12 protein-coding genes are annotated in these 15357 nt (G+C 42.2%); 4 read left to right on the plus strand and 8 right to left on the minus strand.

The window, feature by feature from the left end; genetic code table 11:
• Window position 1: 1 nt before the first annotated feature.
• From AC13FX_RS07120 to AC13FX_RS07135, 4 genes are read right to left on the minus strand one after another with little or no spacing between them, the layout of a single operon-like run.
• Window positions 2–3355, minus strand: coding sequence for an efflux RND transporter permease subunit (locus AC13FX_RS07120; protein ID WP_482879854.1), 3354 nt, complete (start codon window positions 3353–3355; stop codon window positions 2–4).
• 24 nt (window positions 3356–3379) lie between these two features.
• Window positions 3380–4420, minus strand: coding sequence for an efflux RND transporter periplasmic adaptor subunit (locus AC13FX_RS07125; protein WP_482879855.1), 1041 nt, complete (start codon window positions 4418–4420; stop codon window positions 3380–3382).
• 16 nt (window positions 4421–4436) lie between these two features.
• The gene (locus AC13FX_RS07130; protein ID WP_482879856.1) at window positions 4437–5999 is read right to left on the minus strand and encodes a TolC family protein; all 1563 of its coding nucleotides are present in this window, start codon (window positions 5997–5999) and stop codon (window positions 4437–4439) included.
• 8 nt (window positions 6000–6007) lie between these two features.
• On the minus strand, window positions 6008–6649 hold the full coding sequence (locus tag AC13FX_RS07135) for a TetR/AcrR family transcriptional regulator (RefSeq protein ID WP_482879857.1): 642 nt from the start codon (window positions 6647–6649) through the stop codon (window positions 6008–6010).
• A gap of 492 nt (window positions 6650–7141) precedes the next feature.
• Here AC13FX_RS07135 and AC13FX_RS07140 point away from each other — a divergent pair, with 492 nt between their 5' ends.
• The 3 genes from AC13FX_RS07140 to radA all read left to right on the plus strand — a co-directional run bounded on the left by AC13FX_RS07140 (window position 7142) and on the right by radA (window position 10676).
• Window positions 7142–8218 (plus strand): class I fructose-bisphosphate aldolase, encoded by a 1077-nt coding sequence (locus AC13FX_RS07140; protein WP_482879858.1) that lies wholly within the window; start codon window positions 7142–7144, stop codon window positions 8216–8218.
• A gap of 159 nt (window positions 8219–8377) precedes the next feature.
• On the plus strand, window positions 8378–9334 hold the full coding sequence (locus AC13FX_RS07145) for a lysylphosphatidylglycerol synthase transmembrane domain-containing protein (RefSeq protein ID WP_482880153.1): 957 nt from the start codon (window positions 8378–8380) through the stop codon (window positions 9332–9334).
• Window position 9335: 1 nt separating this feature from the next.
• Window positions 9336–10676 (plus strand): DNA repair protein RadA, encoded by a 1341-nt coding sequence (gene radA / locus AC13FX_RS07150; RefSeq protein WP_482879859.1) that lies wholly within the window; start codon window positions 9336–9338, stop codon window positions 10674–10676.
• Window positions 10677–10707: 31 nt separating this feature from the next.
• Here the strand turns inward: radA and rpsU are convergent, their stop codons facing one another.
• Together rpsU and AC13FX_RS07160 are read right to left on the minus strand one after the other, a co-directional pair.
• The gene (gene rpsU / locus AC13FX_RS07155) at window positions 10708–10902 is read right to left on the minus strand and encodes a 30S ribosomal protein S21 (protein ID WP_103665567.1); all 195 of its coding nucleotides are present in this window, start codon (window positions 10900–10902) and stop codon (window positions 10708–10710) included.
• Between the two features lie 224 nt (window positions 10903–11126).
• Window positions 11127–11975, minus strand: coding sequence for a TIGR02757 family protein (locus AC13FX_RS07160; protein ID WP_482879860.1), 849 nt, complete (start codon window positions 11973–11975; stop codon window positions 11127–11129).
• A gap of 92 nt (window positions 11976–12067) precedes the next feature.
• On the opposite strand from AC13FX_RS07160, the gene AC13FX_RS07165 reads away from it, so the two are divergent.
• Window positions 12068–12679, plus strand: a complete 612-nt coding sequence (locus AC13FX_RS07165) for a class I SAM-dependent methyltransferase (protein WP_482879861.1) — start codon at window positions 12068–12070, stop codon at window positions 12677–12679.
• Between the two features lie 6 nt (window positions 12680–12685).
• Here AC13FX_RS07165 and mutY read toward each other — a convergent pair whose 3' ends face one another.
• Together mutY and AC13FX_RS07175 are read right to left on the minus strand one after the other, a co-directional pair.
• Entirely contained in the window at window positions 12686–13753 is a 1068-nt protein-coding gene (gene mutY / locus AC13FX_RS07170; RefSeq protein WP_482879862.1) for an A/G-specific adenine glycosylase, read from the minus strand.
• A gap of 42 nt (window positions 13754–13795) precedes the next feature.
• Window positions 13796–15355, minus strand: coding sequence for an Ig domain-containing protein (locus tag AC13FX_RS07175; RefSeq protein ID WP_482879863.1), 1560 nt, complete (start codon window positions 15353–15355; stop codon window positions 13796–13798).
• Window positions 15356–15357: the final 2 nt, after the last annotated feature.

The following is a 15357-nucleotide window of genomic DNA, read 5'->3' on the forward strand; positions in this document are numbered from 1 at the left end:
ATTAATCTTGTTCCTGAACTGTACTGAATTTCTCTTTGAACCACTGCTTTGAATTCACGCCTATGTAGTACATGGATGGAACCAAAAACAAGGTTAGGAAAGTGGCGAAACCGAGACCGTAAATGATGGTCCAGGCCAGGGGACCCCAAAAACTAGCGTTATCTCCACCAAAATATAGGTTAGGTTCAAAGCTGGCAAAAAGTCCATAAAAATCGATGTTGAGCCCAATGGCGAGGGGGATCAACCCTAAAATTGTTGAGGCTGCCGTTAGCAGAACGGGGTTCAAACGTATAGAACCTCCTTCAATTACAGCTTCCTTAAGGGATGAACCCTCATTTCTTAGAATATCGATATAATCGACCAGAATGATCCCATTCTTTACCACAATTCCGGCAACGGCAATGATGCCCATACCGGTCAATACCACAGAGATATCCATTCCAAAAGTAGCAAAACCGATGAATACCCCAATAAGACTGAACAAGACCTGAGACATGATGATAAGTGGTTTCCCGATTGAGTTGAATTGTGCAACCAGGATCAGAAAGATGAGCATGATGGCAGAAAAAAGTGCAACCACAAGGAATTGCCCGGTTTCTGCCTGTTCTTCCTGTTCGCCGGTTAAGTTCACTTCATACCCTTGTGGAATATTGAATTCCTGTAAGGCCTCCCTGATTTGAGCGTTGATCTCATTTGCGTTATATCCGGTCAGAACATTGGAAGACAGTGTTGCAACTCGCTCCAGGTCAATTCTGTTTATGGCACCAACACTATTTGATAAACGTGGGGTGGCTACAGCAGAGATAGGAATGAAGCCGGTTGGTGTACCCACTTTCATATTCATAAGATCAGTGATATTAGAACGATCTTCTTCTAACAGTCGAAGCGTCACATCGTATTCATCTTCGTCTTCACGGAAGGTCGAGATGGGTTCGCCAAGTAATGCAGTTCGGATTGTACCACCTATCTGGATGTTACTTATCCCGTAGCTATTCGCTTTCTCGTTATCAATATCAACGATGATCTCAGGATTGTTTACCTGAAGGTCTGAGCGGAGTTCTTCAATGCCTTCAATTTCCTGCTTCTGAATAAAGTTTTTAACATTCTCAGTTAGTGTGATCAGCTCTTCAAAACTCTCTCCGGTGATCTCAATATTGATCGGTTTACCGGTAGGGGGACCGTTTTGTTCTTTTTCAACCGTAATGGTGGTATTCGGAATATCCTGAACATTATCGCGAATGTCGTTAAGTATATCTTCAGTGGAAACACCATTTCTATATTGATAGTCAACAAATTCCACCGTCACTTTACTTTTATTAGGTGAGGGGGTTGGATCAATACTGTTGGGAGGATTTGCACCGATCGCAACATTGGAAATGACTGATTTTACGACAGGATTATCCCGGCCGATCACTTCATAAACCCTTTCCTCGATCTGGCGGTTTACACGGTTGGTTTCATCAAGATCAGTTCCTGCCGGCATTTCGTTGTAAACATATACGAAGTTCGGTTCACTTTCCGGAAAGAAAACCACCTTTGGAGAAACCAAACCAAGTAGAAAAATACTGAAGATGAGAAATACAAAGGTACCTCCCAGCGTGATCCAGGGTCTCCATCCAACAAGTAGCCACTCGATCAGGTCATGATAAACGGACTGAATCTTTGGTAATGTTTTCTCATTGAATTTGCGAATTAGCGGCTTAAGTACAAACCGTTCAAGCAACCATAACAAATAAAGGAAAATTAGAAGGTTGGCTACGAATAGTCCACCCGTTAAGTAAAATATAACTGCGAGTACGCCAACAACACCGGTTGCGATCCAAAGAAACCTGTTATCCGTTTCTTCTTTTTTAGTGTGGTCCTCATTTTCACTCATGAAGGAAACGGCAAACACCGGATTCATGATCAAGGCAACAATTAGGGAAGCTACAAGTGTCAAAATGATGGTAACCGGCAGGTAAAACATAAACCGGCCAATGATCCCACCCCAGAATAGTAGGGGGAAGAAGGGAGCAATTGTGGTAAGGGTTCCGGTGATCACAGGAAGTGCAATTTCACCGGCTGCTTTTTTAGCGGCTTCCATTTTACCCATTTCACCCTTGTTGACATGCCTGTAAATATTCTCTACGATCACAATAGCATTATCAACCACAATACCCAATCCAAGAATAAGTGCAAACAACACAACGATATTGATCGAAAAGTCGATGGTCGGCATAACCGCAAAAGCAATAAGGGAGGAAAGTGGGATCGCGAGCCCAACAAATACAGCATTCTGAACTCCCATGATGAACATCAATACTAAAACAACAAAGAAGAATCCCAGGATAACGGTATTGAATAAGTTTGAAACACTGTCTTTTGTGTCCTGAGATTGATCTCCCGTGATCGTAATATTCAGGTTTTCGGGAAACTGATTCTCCTTCAGATCTTGTATGATCGCCATACTTGCCTCTGAGGTCTCAATGAGGTTCCCTCCACTTTTCTTTTTTACATTGATGGTGATCACAGGTTCGCCACCGAGACTCGCGTAGCTTTCGCGGTCTGCAAAAGCATCTTCTATGCTGGCAATATTTTTCAGGTAGATTTCATCACCCTGCACATTAGTGATGATCAGTTCTTCCAGGTCACCGGCGTCTTCAATTTCTCCATCTACACGAACAGAGCGTTCCATGGATCCAATTTCGAGCTGTCCGGCTGATATGGTCAGGTTCTTATTCTGAACGGCAGTTCTGATATCATCAAATGTCAGGCCTACAGCTTGCATCTTATGGAGGTCCACATTGATCTGAATCTCTCTTTCCAATGCCCCAATGATCTCAGCCTCATTCACATCAGCTAAGCTCTCGATGCGATCCTGTATTTCATCAGCAAATTTTTTCAGTTCTACCAGGTCAAAATTACCGGATAAATTAATGTTTAAGATCGGCTGATCATCAAGGTTGAAATCGTTTACCTGTGGCTCTTGTGTAAGCTGGGCAGGCAGTTCAGTCCGGGCTTTCTCAACAGCATCATTTACTTCCTGTTGGGCCACAAGTTTATCCTTTTCGGTAGTGAATTCAATTGTGATAATAGATACAGCCTGTTTGGAAACACTGCTGATCTTATCTATCCCATCAATTCCTTGTAGTTCTTCCTCAATAGGCCGGGTGATGACGTTCTCAATATCTGCCGGTGATGCGCCAGCATAGATGGTTACGACATTGAAAATTGGTATTTCTACCTCTGGAAAAGATTCTTTGGGTAACGTAATGTACGAATAGATACCAATGATGGTGATCAATACCGTTAGCAGGTATACTGTTGTTCGGTTGTTGATCGCAAGACTCGAGATCCTAAATTCTTTAAAATTCATTTTCTGTTACTCAGTTCTGATCTGTTAATTTTCTTGTATGGAAATGGCTGAACCATCAGACAGGTTTGCATAACCTGCTGTTATTAGGAGATCACCGGTGTTCAGGCCGCTTGTGATAATGAGGTCATTTTCATAATTAAGGCCGGTGGTCACTTCTCTGTTTCTGGCGATCCATCCCTCTTCTGTTTCTTCAGCTACAAAAACATATCTGATATTGTTAGCCTGCTGTACCGTATTCACAGGTACAACGATCTGGTTTTCAAGCTTTGTGTCGTTTATACTGACCCTTGCCATCATATTCGGTCTGATCCCTTCAACACCACCGGGCAGATATACTTCGACTCCAAATGTTCGGTTGGAAGGGTTAATGGCTTTACTCACTACATCCAGTTGTTTTTGTACTGACATATTGAGACTTGGAAAGGTGATCTCCACACTGTCGGTTTCATCAACTCTGGTTATGTAGGCTTCTGAAACTTCAGCTGTTACTTTCAATGCATCAGAATTTGATATCTGAAAAACGGGTAGGGCAGGACCTACAGTTTCACCCACTTTTAGGTCAACTCTGTCAACAGTTCCGGATATGGTGGCTCTGATGGTGTAGTAGTCATATTGTTCTTTCAAGCTGGCAAGCTGACTTCTGGCTGATTCATACTGTGTCTTGGACTGCAAAAACTCTACCTCTGAACCGATGTTTTGTTCACGAAGGTTTTGCTGACGCTCAAATAATGTCTTAGCCAGCTCCAGCTGCGTTTCGGCCTGAGCGAGTTGGTTACGAGTGATCTCACCATCAAGTTTGGCGAGAATGTCTCCTTTTTTAACCTGTTGACCTGCACGAACCAGAATTTCTTCTACTGTTGCAGATGTTTTTGGGGTGATCATGATCGTTTTATCAGATTCAACATCACCCTGAACATTCACATAATGCCTGAATGTGGAGGTCTGAACCTCATTTACATAGACAGGGGTACTGGATCGGGTCTCATTTGCGCCATTTCCCTGATCACCATTGCCACAAGCCGTGACTAATAAGAATATTGCTAATACCGATATTTGAAATTTCATGCTAAATACTTTCATCTTATTTGAGTTCGATTTTTTCTTTAATGTCTTGGATATCCTGACTTACAAAAGGAACCTGGCCGATAGCTTGATCATATTGTGCCTTTGCCGAGAGGTAACCTGATACCATTTGTGCATAGTTGATCTCAGCCTGTCTCAACTGAAGGTCAGCGTCTGTGACCTCCTGTTGTGAACCGACTCCGTTTTGGTAGCGGATCAATGCCCGTTCATATCCACGTTCGGCCTGTTTTAAAGCTTTCATCAAGGCGTCACTGGTTTGTAAAGCCTGTCTAACGCCTTGTTTAGCTGAATAGATCTCTTTGTTTGCGGTTTGCTTAGCCTGATATAGCTGCAACTCGGTATCCTTGATCTGAATCTTCGAGCGTTGAATGGCTGCATCACGGCTGAAACCCTGAAATATTGGAAGTTGAACACCGATGGTCAGTGTTTGAGCTCTTGCCCGTGTTTGTTCGGTTCCGAAGAATACAGGCTTCCCCCTTTGAGAGGCGGTCCAGTTCAATCCATAATTAGCAAAAACCGTTGGAAGGTAAGAGCTGCGTTGGGCATCAAATTGTTTACCCTGCAGTTGTTTTTGAATGTCTAAGACTCTTAAGTCACCCCGCAGGTCGAATGCCTGTTCAATTTCTGCGGAATCTGTACTAAGAACCAGGGGAGTCATGGAGTCGATCTCTCGCAACTCTTTATTTTCTGGGTCGGCGGACGAGTTTGAATCTATCCTGTAATCACTCAAATTTCCTTTGATATCAACAGAGAGTTGAACCGGTAATCCCATTACATCTAGTAACTCACGAAGTGCTTCATCAACAGCAAATTCAGCTTGAGTTAGCTGAGGTTCAAGATTACTCAGTTGTACTTCAAGTTGCAGTACGGCATAATCGTCAGTAAACCCTTGTTCAAAAAGTTTCTTGGTATCTTCAAGGTTCTCCCTGACTCGTTCGATCTGTGTTTGGACTAATCGTAACCGTTCTTTAGCAACCAGCGCCTGATAATAAGTGATCCGGGTTTGTGTGACTATACCCTGTGCTGTTGCTCTCATACCTTCAGATTGAGCAGCTTTATAGAGCTCAGAGCTGCTAATACCCACGAAGGCTTGTCCACTGAAGATGGTTTGAGAGACAGTTAGGCCACCTTGCCAGTTATTATCTGTTCCAAATGCAACCGGTATCAATTCATCAGGATCGGCATTCTGATCAAATATGATAGCCGGAATAAAGTTAACAGGTACTTCAAGATTTCGTGTGTAATTTGCTGAAGCAGACACCTCAGGCATAACATTACTCCAGGCATTTCGCACCTGTTGGTCAGCATCCCTGACTGAAAGTAAAGACCGCTTCATTTGCGTATTATTGGCAAGAGAGATCTGAATGGACTGCCGCAGATCCAATGTCTGCGTTTCTGCTGACCTTATTTGTTGAATATCCTGTGCATTAGAGGTGGAAAATATCCCAACACAGAATAATATGATGAGCATCCCGGTTAGCGCCCAGGAACTGCGTAAAAATTGGTTCATGACATTAGGTTGATTATTGATAAGATGTTTTAAAGAATTTCTTGTTGGCATGCCTTTAATCATTGACTGAATTGGACATTTAAAAATTGCTCCATGAGTTCATTGAGGGATAACTCCTGATCCTTGAATATCTTTGTCCCCTGATTTTTATTATCTAGAATATAAAACTGGAGAATCCCTCTCATTTGGAAGCCTATCTGGAGAGTGAGTATCTTTGGATCCAGTTTTGTAGAGATACTGCCATCCTGAATGCCGATCTGTATGGCTTTCAACATCAGCATATTCAGATCGTTTTCAATGTGAATACATTTTTCAGCTATAGAGGATTCTTGTTCATTTTCAACGGAACCGGAGTTTCTGTATAACAACATGGCTTTTGTAAAAGTGATGTTCTCCTGTATCATATCCAGAAATGAAAAAACCATGCCTTTTACGAGCTCTGAACCCGGCTTGTCCTGCTGAAGAGAGACCAGGAATTGCTCATGTAAAGATTGCAGTGCACGTTTCTTTATAGCCTGATAAAGACTGGATTTATCTTTGTAATACAGATAAAGAGTTCCTTTACTTAACTCAGCTTTTTCTGCGATCTCATCCATGGTGGTTTTTTCGAAACCTTGAAGGCCGGTCAACTCAATGGCAGCATCAAGTATTTGGTCTCTGCGCCGATTTTTTTCTCGCTCTTTACGTTCTTTTATTCCCATTTACTGACTGTTAGTCATTTATATATATTCGTTAAGAATCATTACTGGTATTCTGCATGATTGACAAAACGAAAACTACGAAGAATAGTTTCAATATTACTATCAGGTACTGAAACTTTATTTTAAAATTATTATAACTGCATTGGGGGACCTCATATGGTATTTAAGGCGCATAAAAGCGGTTACAATTGTAACCTGGTAAAAACAAAACCAGGCAGATGTATTCTTGTTTTATAAAAAAATATTGAACGGTCAGTCATTTTTTGTGCGTGAGTATAATTTTCAATGAGAAAAGCTTTTAGTCTTTTTTCAGTGAGTTGCTGGTTATTGGACAGTTTTATGCTGAGCTCAATAAAAAAGCATAGCACTATATGGTCTGCTGCTATTGGATAATTACTTAAAGTTCTCTTTAGCCATTTCCCTCTTTTAGGCTTATATTTTCTACCCACTTACTCACTCATAAAAAACAATTTTAAATAAGGGAAATAAATTATGTCACTTGGAATTAACAGTATCGAAGAACTACTGGGAGATGAGGCTTCCGAACTCTTAGAGCACAAATGTGAAACCATCAGTAAAGACAGATTGATCCAACCATCTGCTTCTTATGTAGACGAAGTTTGGTATCATTCCGACAGAAATAACAGGGTACTTCAGAATCTGCAGCGACTTTTAAACAATGGCCGTTTGGGTGGAACCGGATACTTGTCAATACTTCCTGTTGATCAGGGTATTGAACATTCAGCCGGTGCATCATTTGCCAAGAACCCGGATTACTTTGACCCGGATCATATCGTGAATCTTGCTATGGAAGCAGGATGTAATGCAGTTGCCTCAACATTTGGAGCCCTAGCTTCAGTTTCCAGAAAATATGCGCATAAGATCCCTTTCGTGGTAAAGATAAACCACAATGAACTTTTGACTTACCCAAATAACTACGATCAGATCATGTTTGGCACGATCGATCAGGCTTATGATATGGGAGCTGCGGCTGTTGGTGCAACTATCTATTTTGGTTCAGAAGAATCAAACCGTCAGATCCAGGAAGTAGCACAAGCTTTTGCTTACGCGCATGAGTTAGGCATGGCTACCATTCTGTGGTGTTATACACGTAACAATGCATTTAAAGTGGATGGCGTTGACTATCACAGTTCTGCAGACCTTACCGGTCAGGCTAACCATATCGGTACCACTCTTGGGGCTGATATTATCAAGCAAAAGCAACCGACAAATAACGGTGGTTATAAAGCGCTTAATTCCGGTGATTCCAGCTATGGAAAACTGGACGAGCGGATCTATACTGAATTATCATCTGACAATCCGATCGACCTGACGCGTTATCAGGTAGCGAACTGCTTTATGGGCCGTGCCGGTTTGATCAACTCAGGTGGAGCTTCAGGTACAAACGACTTTGCTGATGCCGTAAAAACTGCGATCATTAATAAAAGAGCAGGTGGTATGGGACTTATCAGTGGTCGTAAAGCATTTCAAAGACCATTAGGTGAAGGGGTAAAACTTCTGAATATGATCCAGGACGTTTATCTGAATGATGACATCACACTGGCATAAAGTTGCCTGAAATCTTATCAGCCTTGCAGGTATTCCTGCAAGGCTTTTTTTATCCATTTCATTAGGTCATATCAGTTGAGTTCGGAGCATAAACATATAAGACAACCTCAGTCATTATTTTCCCGAAAATACTTGATCATCTCTGTATTTTTGAGTTTAGTGACAATGGGCGCTGTTATATATTGGACCTATACGCCGGGTGTGTTAAAACATTTAGCTCCCAAAAGGTTACCGGGATTGGGCATCGCTCTTGTTGTATCCCTGCTTAGGGTATGGTTTTCAGCTGCTAAGATCAGGTTTCTGGCTGATAAACAACTAAGCTGGCTGGCTTCGATCAGGGTAGTTCTGGCATGGGACTTTACTTCTGCTGTCACTCCATCAACAATCGGTGGAGCACCAATGGCTACCTACGCGATGACCAAAGAGGGCCTCAAGCTGGGTGATTCGGGTGCGATCATATTATATGGCGTTTTATTGGATCAGCTTTGGTTTGCAATGGCCATACCGATCTTGTTATTTGCCGGAATATTCTACGAGGTTGTTCCACCTGAAATAGGGTTAGTAGGCGATGTTTCAATGTGGTTGTTATATCTCGGGCTTTTGAGTTATGCGAGCGTATTGGCATATGGGGTATTGGTAAATCCCTCTGCCATAAAAAAAGTGGTCAAAATAGTTTTCAAGCTGCCGATCCTTAGAAAAATGAGCGATAAGATCGAGATAGAAGCAGAAAACCTTGAAGAATATGCCCATCAACTGAGAAAGAAACCGTTCAGTTTCCTGTTGAAGGCCTTCTTTTTATCTACTATGTCCTGGTTAATGAGAATTGCATTGCCAACCATCGTGGTTCTCAGTTTATTACCAGCTCCTGAAATACTATCGGTTCTGCGAAGCTTGGCTATGAACCTGGCATTTCTAGTTGTTCCTACTCCCGGTGGCAGTGGAGGAGTGGAAGGTCTATTTGTACTTTTTCAGGGACCACTGATAGCTCGGGAAGGCTTTATTGGTCTTGCTGTATTTCTATGGAGGATCATTAGCTATTACATTAGCATCGGCCTGGGTATCATGGCAACTACCTGGTATGTGAACCAAAAAGTAGTGGAAATTAATAAGGATTAGAATGGCGAAAACGAAGACCCAATTTGAATGTTCCAACTGTGGGTATATTTCCCCAAAATGGAATGGAAGCTGTCCTTCGTGCGGGGAATGGAATACTTTTGTAGAAAAAACAGTATCAAAGGGAAAGTCGTCAACAAATCATAAAGCAAAAGTTGAAGGACTTGAGTCTACAGCGGCTCCTCAAAAACTGGAAGATGTAGAGACCTCAGAAAAGACCCGTTTCAGAAGTAATATCAGCGAATTGGATCGTGTATTGGGGGGAGGGTTTTTACCGGGTTCTTATGTATTGATTGGAGGTGAACCGGGAGTTGGCAAGAGTACACTGACCCTCCAGATCGCTAAAGCCAATCCTGAATTGACTATTTTATATTGTGCCGGAGAAGAATCAGCCGGACAGATCAAGCAACGAGCTGCCCGGTTAGGTGTGGAATCTGAAAACCTGCTCATCTACAACGATACTCAGGTAGATAACATCATAGCTGAAGCCCAAAAGATGCAGCCTGATCTATTGATCGTGGATTCTATTCAAACCGTATACAGAACCGAGTTATCAAGTATGCCGGGTAGTATTCAGCAGGTGAAGGAGTGTGCAGCACTTTTTCAACAATTGGCAAAGCGAAAGAATATTACCACTTTGGTGATCGGTCATGTAACTAAAGAAGGGGACATCGCCGGACCACGTGTTCTGGAACATATGGTTGATACCGTTCTTCAATTTGAAGGGGATAAACAATATACATACAGGCTATTGCGAAGCCTTAAAAACCGATTTGGGGCAGCCCAGGAAGTTGGTGTTTTCGAGATGAAATCAGATGGGTTAAGCGAAGTTTCCAATCCATCAGAGTTATTTATTTCAGATAAAACGGCAGGGGTAAGCGGAAATGCGGTGGTTTGCACGATTGAAGGTACCCGACCACTATTGATCGAAGTTCAGGCGTTGGTTACTCCATCTGCTTACGGTTCTCCCCAAAGAACAGCGAATGGGTTCGACAGGAATCGGTTATTGTTGCTGCTGGCAGTTTTGGAAAAACGGGTTGGCAAGAATTTTTCCAATCATGATGTTTATCTGAATATTGCCGGTGGTTTTCGGTTGAATGATCCGGCAGGTGACCTTGGTGTGTGCTGTGCTCTTGTTTCAAGCCTGATGGATGAAGCTGTAGCCCAAAATATGGCCTTTGTCGGTGAAGTAGGGTTAGGGGGAGAAGTGCGTACTGTTCCACATTTAGAGCAACGCATCAAAGAAGCAAAAAAACTTGGATTCAAGGATCTTGTTTCACCTGATTCAAAACAGAAAGATGGTATCAGGTATTTACATCAAGCCATAAAAAAAGCCCTCAGGTAAAACCGGAGGGCTCGAATTCGTTACACTTCGTTTAGAAGTTGTCGCGATTGCGACGTCGTTGTTCTCGCTTGGCTTTTTTCAAAGCTTCGCGTCGCTCAACTGAAGGCTTCGTATACTGTTGACGATCTTTGTATTCGTTGAGAACACGTGATCGAGTTACCAGTTTCTTGAAGCGGTTTATTGCGCGATCAACACTTTCGTTGTCTTTTACTTCGACTCCTAACATGAAGTATCACATCCTTTCTTTTGATTTTTGGTTCCCATAATTGGGAACATTAAATATACAAACTCTTTTACTGATAAAAAATTAATGCAAATCTCTGGTTGGTTCCGACACAGAGTGTCAGAACCAGGTGTAATTCGTATTGTTGAAGAATGTGAGTAACCAATCAGGATCTTCTTTTAGATGGAACTCCACTACCTCGCTCTGACGCTCTGCGTCGGTGAGGATCACTCTACCCGCTTGTTGATGATCAACTCATCCGGTATGTCAGTGCCTAAAACCCCGATCCCAAATAGTGCATAGTCATATCTGGCAGGATCTTTGGGGTCCAGTACCTGCATTCTTTTGGTAAGTTCAATGACGGCTTTCCAATCATTTTGCTTCCTTGACAGAAGACCAAGTTTACGGGCTTGTCGTGCTACGTGTACATCCAGGGGGATCTTAAGTTCGGCTGGTGATATAAAATTCATAGTACCGGGATCTACAGGACTGTTTTTTCGCACAACCCATCGCAGGTACATGTACAATCTTTTGGCAGAACTGTTCTTTTCCGGATTTGATACATGTTTACGAACCCGTTGAGGTGTTTCCGGATGAAAGCTAAAAAACTGCTCATGGAATACAGCCATAAGTTCACGTTCTTCCCGCATAGCCAGATCATAACAGTAAGACCAGAAGTTTTCAAAATCACCAAACTTCAATAGAATGGATCGCAATGATTTGGTGAGCCAATGCATATCTACAGGTTTGAAAGTACGGTGCTTAAAACCGTCAAATTGTTTGGCATCAGAGTCCGAGTAATTCCTGATAAAATCAGCCGGACAGTTGTTCATTCGAAGTAGCAGATCTTCCACCTTTGCATTTACAATATCCCGGCGCCCCCAGGCCATGGTGGCTGCAAAGAAGCCAGCCAGTTCACGATCATTCTTTTTCTCAAATGCATGCATGAACTGAACCGGATCATCGTTAATATAATCAGGTTGCTCAATTTTATTATTCAGATCATCAAGAAATGGCTTAAGTTTTATGAGTTTATTCTTAGAGATCGTTCGATATCTTTTTCTCTTTCGGGGCAAGGAATTTTTATACTTTGAAGGGGTTTACAATTTTACCGTTAGCGATTTTATGGACGGTTATATCACAATTATACAAACAAAATACTGTCAAATTGATTCATATAATTAATGATTGGTTTTTAACGCTGGTAGACCATTATATGGATGCCCATTATGGCAAAAGAAAGAGACGAATGCTTAAAGGTCATCCATCGACAGTAGTTGAGATCGGGGCTGCCTATGGTTCCAATTTCAGATATTTGAGACCGGGCACAAAATTGATAGTGATTGAACCAGATGACTCCTACAATAAGGTCCTTCAAAAAAGAGCCCTTAGATTCAATATTGATATAGAGATCTATAATTCTGGAGCGGAAGATATTAACCTGCCCTCGAATTCAGTTTATATGGTATTGGGTAGCCTGGTTCTTTGTACTGTGGAACTGCCTGATCAGGTTTTATCAGAGATCCATCGTGTATTAAGAAAGGAAGGAAAGTATGTTTTTATTGAGCATATAAAAGCCGATCATCATACATGGTTATGCAGATTTCAGAACCTTATAAAAAAACCATGGAAATGGTTTTTTAACGGATGCGTTGTAACCAGGGATACCGGCAACAGCATAAAGATGGCTTCATTTGAAAGGGTAGAACTCGAAGAATTCAATAGCAGGACCGTCTTTTTACCGATCATTCTACATATTGCCGGTGTCGCGATAAAATGATATGGGTTATCCCACTAACTTTTCGGTAAGTACCTTATTGGCCTTTGGGAAGGGGTATTCCTCAAGCTCTTGTTTCGTAACCCATCGCACTTCCTGACTTTCTTTTGGTTTTGGTTCCCCGGAAAGAAGTTTACAATGCCATGCATGCATGGTGATGGAAAAATGGGAATAGGTATGCTTGAAGTTCATCAACTCTCTATATGCCTTTACCTCAACTCCGAGTTCTTCATTCAATTCTCTTTCAACGGTTTGTTGAATGGTCTCATTCTCTTCCTTTTTGCCACCTGGAAACTCCCAAAGCCCACCAAGCATAGCATTGTTAGGGCGAAGAGCGATCAGGACCTTATTATCTGCATCACGCTCAATAATACCAACACCAATAACATGATGAGGTTTTTTCCTGGCCGGAGATTTATATGGGATCACAGCGGTTTTTGCCATTTTAGCAGCAACACAACCTGTCTGTACCGGGCACTCGTTACAAACGGGTTTTGAAGGGGTACATACTTCAGATCCTAATTCCATTAGGGCCTGATTGAAATCACCCGGTTTGTCTTTATCAATGAGCTCATCAGCCAATTCCTGCACCTTCCTACGGGTTTTGGTTCTGCGGGTGTCATCCTCAATACCATAATACCTTGTGAGCACCCTGATGACATTACCATCCACTACGGCATTTGGTTCATTGAAGGCTATACTGGTTACTGCTGCCGCTGTATAGGGACCTACACCTTTCAAATTTATGATCTCATCGTACGTCTGAGGAACCCGACCATTGAAATCATCAACCACCATTTTTGCTGCGGAATGAAGATTTCTGGCACGACTGTAGTATCCAAGGCCTTCCCATGCTTTCAAAACATCTTGTTGGTCAGCTTTAGCGAGTTCATAAACGGTAGGGAACAGTGAAATGAAATTTTGGAAATAGGGAGTTGCCTGCTGAACCTGTGTTTGTTGTAGCATGATCTCTGAAACCCAGATCTTATAGGGATCGGCTTCACCCCGCCAGGGCATTTCACGTTTGTGGTGTCGGTACCATTTCAGAAGTTCGGAACGGAAGTCCTTAGGTTGCACGTATTGAGTAAGTCTGAACTGCGATTAATTTCGGCTCTTTGATCAGTTGCCGTTCTGTGGAGAATCTCGTGAGATATCAAGTACGTTAAGAGTGACCTCTACAGAAGAAGCTGCTCCAAGTTTATCCGTCGCGATCACTTTAAAGGTGGATTCACCAATTTGACGGTCTGATGGAGTCCATACAAATGTTCCGGTCTTTTCATTCAAAGTCGCACCGTCCGGCATATCAACACCTATAAATCTGATGATCGAATTTTGAGGGTTATCTGGGTCGATGGCACTGAAATTGAGTTCATACTTTTCATTCACAGCAATGCTTGAATTTCTAACCGGACTAAATCGTGGGGGTGAATTAAAAGACCTCACATCTGCTAAAAAACGGGTACTGTCAGAACGGCCGTCACTGTCTGTTGCAACCACAGTGAACCAGTGACTTCCAACTTGATTTACATTTGGTTGCCAGAAAAACCCCTGTTTGCGGATAAGAGCATTTTTAACATTTGATCGATAAGAGAATTCAACACCCTGTGCAGACTGACTTCCTTCCATTTCCAGTGGCAATAACAGAGGGGCAGGGTAAGTTATGATCTGATTGGGAATAGCTTTGATCTTAAAGCCTGAGTTTTGAGTATTATTATCAGCGATAGTTGACCCGGATGTATTACCAACTTTTAATTCAGAGACCTTATCATTTTCAGCGATCCATAATCTGTTTTTATTCTTGGTCAGGAAATTTTTAGCTGCACCATCAGTTTTCCATGGATTCAGTGAGTTTGAATCCATACTGTATACCCACACTTTCCCATTAGCCGTTCTTACAAATATTCTGTTACTCCAATTATAAATACTGTGAACGTTTTCGTTCACCGTACCTAATCGTTGTCCAATACCGGTAGAGCGGATCACAAAAATCTCACCTCTGTCATTAGCTCCCCAGATATTTTCATTGTCCACAAATATGTTAGTGAGGTTGGTATTGAGAGTGATCTTCTGACTGAGATCCAAAGCTTGGTCTTCATATTCAAATACAAGCAGGGATGGTGCATCGGTAAGCACAAATAATTGTTTACTTAGAGCTGTAGATCGTACATCAAGAACTTTGTTGCCGGAGATCTGGCCTCTGCCAATGATCTCAGGTGCTGAGTCTACAGTCTCGGGTGTTTCAAGGGAGATCTTGCCTAATCCATTTTGGCCAAGAGCAATAAAAAGGGCATTGCCTATTCTGGCAGCTGCAAATGGTTTTTGGGGAAGAAGTGTAGAAGAATAAACCCCCAAAGCGGAAGTGGGCTCAAGGATGGTTAATCTGTTAGTGTCTCCAAAAAGATATGCAAAACGGCTATCTGCCATTATAGTGTCACCTCTTCTTTGCATTCCTGAAGATGTATAAAGCCACTGAAGGGAATCGGAATAGGCTCTGAAAACAACCATACCTTCAGTTTCAGACAGGATGTAAAGATGGGTTGGAGAAGACTCCATTGCGATGATCTCCGGGATCTCCATCACTCTCGAGAAATCCTGCATGAGTCTATCCTGAGCTTGAACAGGAAAGGTGATAACAACAATAAAGAATAGCGTCAAAAATTTTGTGATAGATGATCTCATAG

The organism is Gracilimonas sp. B-17, assembly GCF_056857935.1.

Bases quoted from the DNA above. Each gene is read 5' to 3' on its own strand.
- rpsU (WP_103665567.1), bottom strand. From the start codon at position 10,902: ATGTTAGGAGTCGAAGTAAAAGACAACGAAAGTGTTGATCGCGCAATA.
- AC13FX_RS07175 (WP_482879863.1), bottom strand. From the start codon at position 15,355: ATGAGATCATCTATCACAAAATTTTTGACGCTATTCTTTATTGTTGTT.
- AC13FX_RS07135 (WP_482879857.1), bottom strand. From the start codon at position 6,649: ATGGGAATAAAAGAACGTAAAGAGCGAGAAAAAAATCGGCGCAGAGAC.
- AC13FX_RS07120 (WP_482879854.1), bottom strand. From the start codon at position 3,355: ATGAATTTTAAAGAATTTAGGATCTCGAGTCTTGCGATCAACAACCGA.
- radA (WP_482879859.1), top strand. From the start codon at position 9,336: ATGGCGAAAACGAAGACCCAATTTGAATGTTCCAACTGTGGGTATATT.
- AC13FX_RS07130 (WP_482879856.1), bottom strand. From the start codon at position 5,999: ATGCCAACAAGAAATTCTTTAAAACATCTTATCAATAATCAACCTAAT.
- AC13FX_RS07125 (WP_482879855.1), bottom strand. From the start codon at position 4,420: ATGAAATTTCAAATATCGGTATTAGCAATATTCTTATTAGTCACGGCT.
- AC13FX_RS07140 (WP_482879858.1), top strand. From the start codon at position 7,142: ATGTCACTTGGAATTAACAGTATCGAAGAACTACTGGGAGATGAGGCT.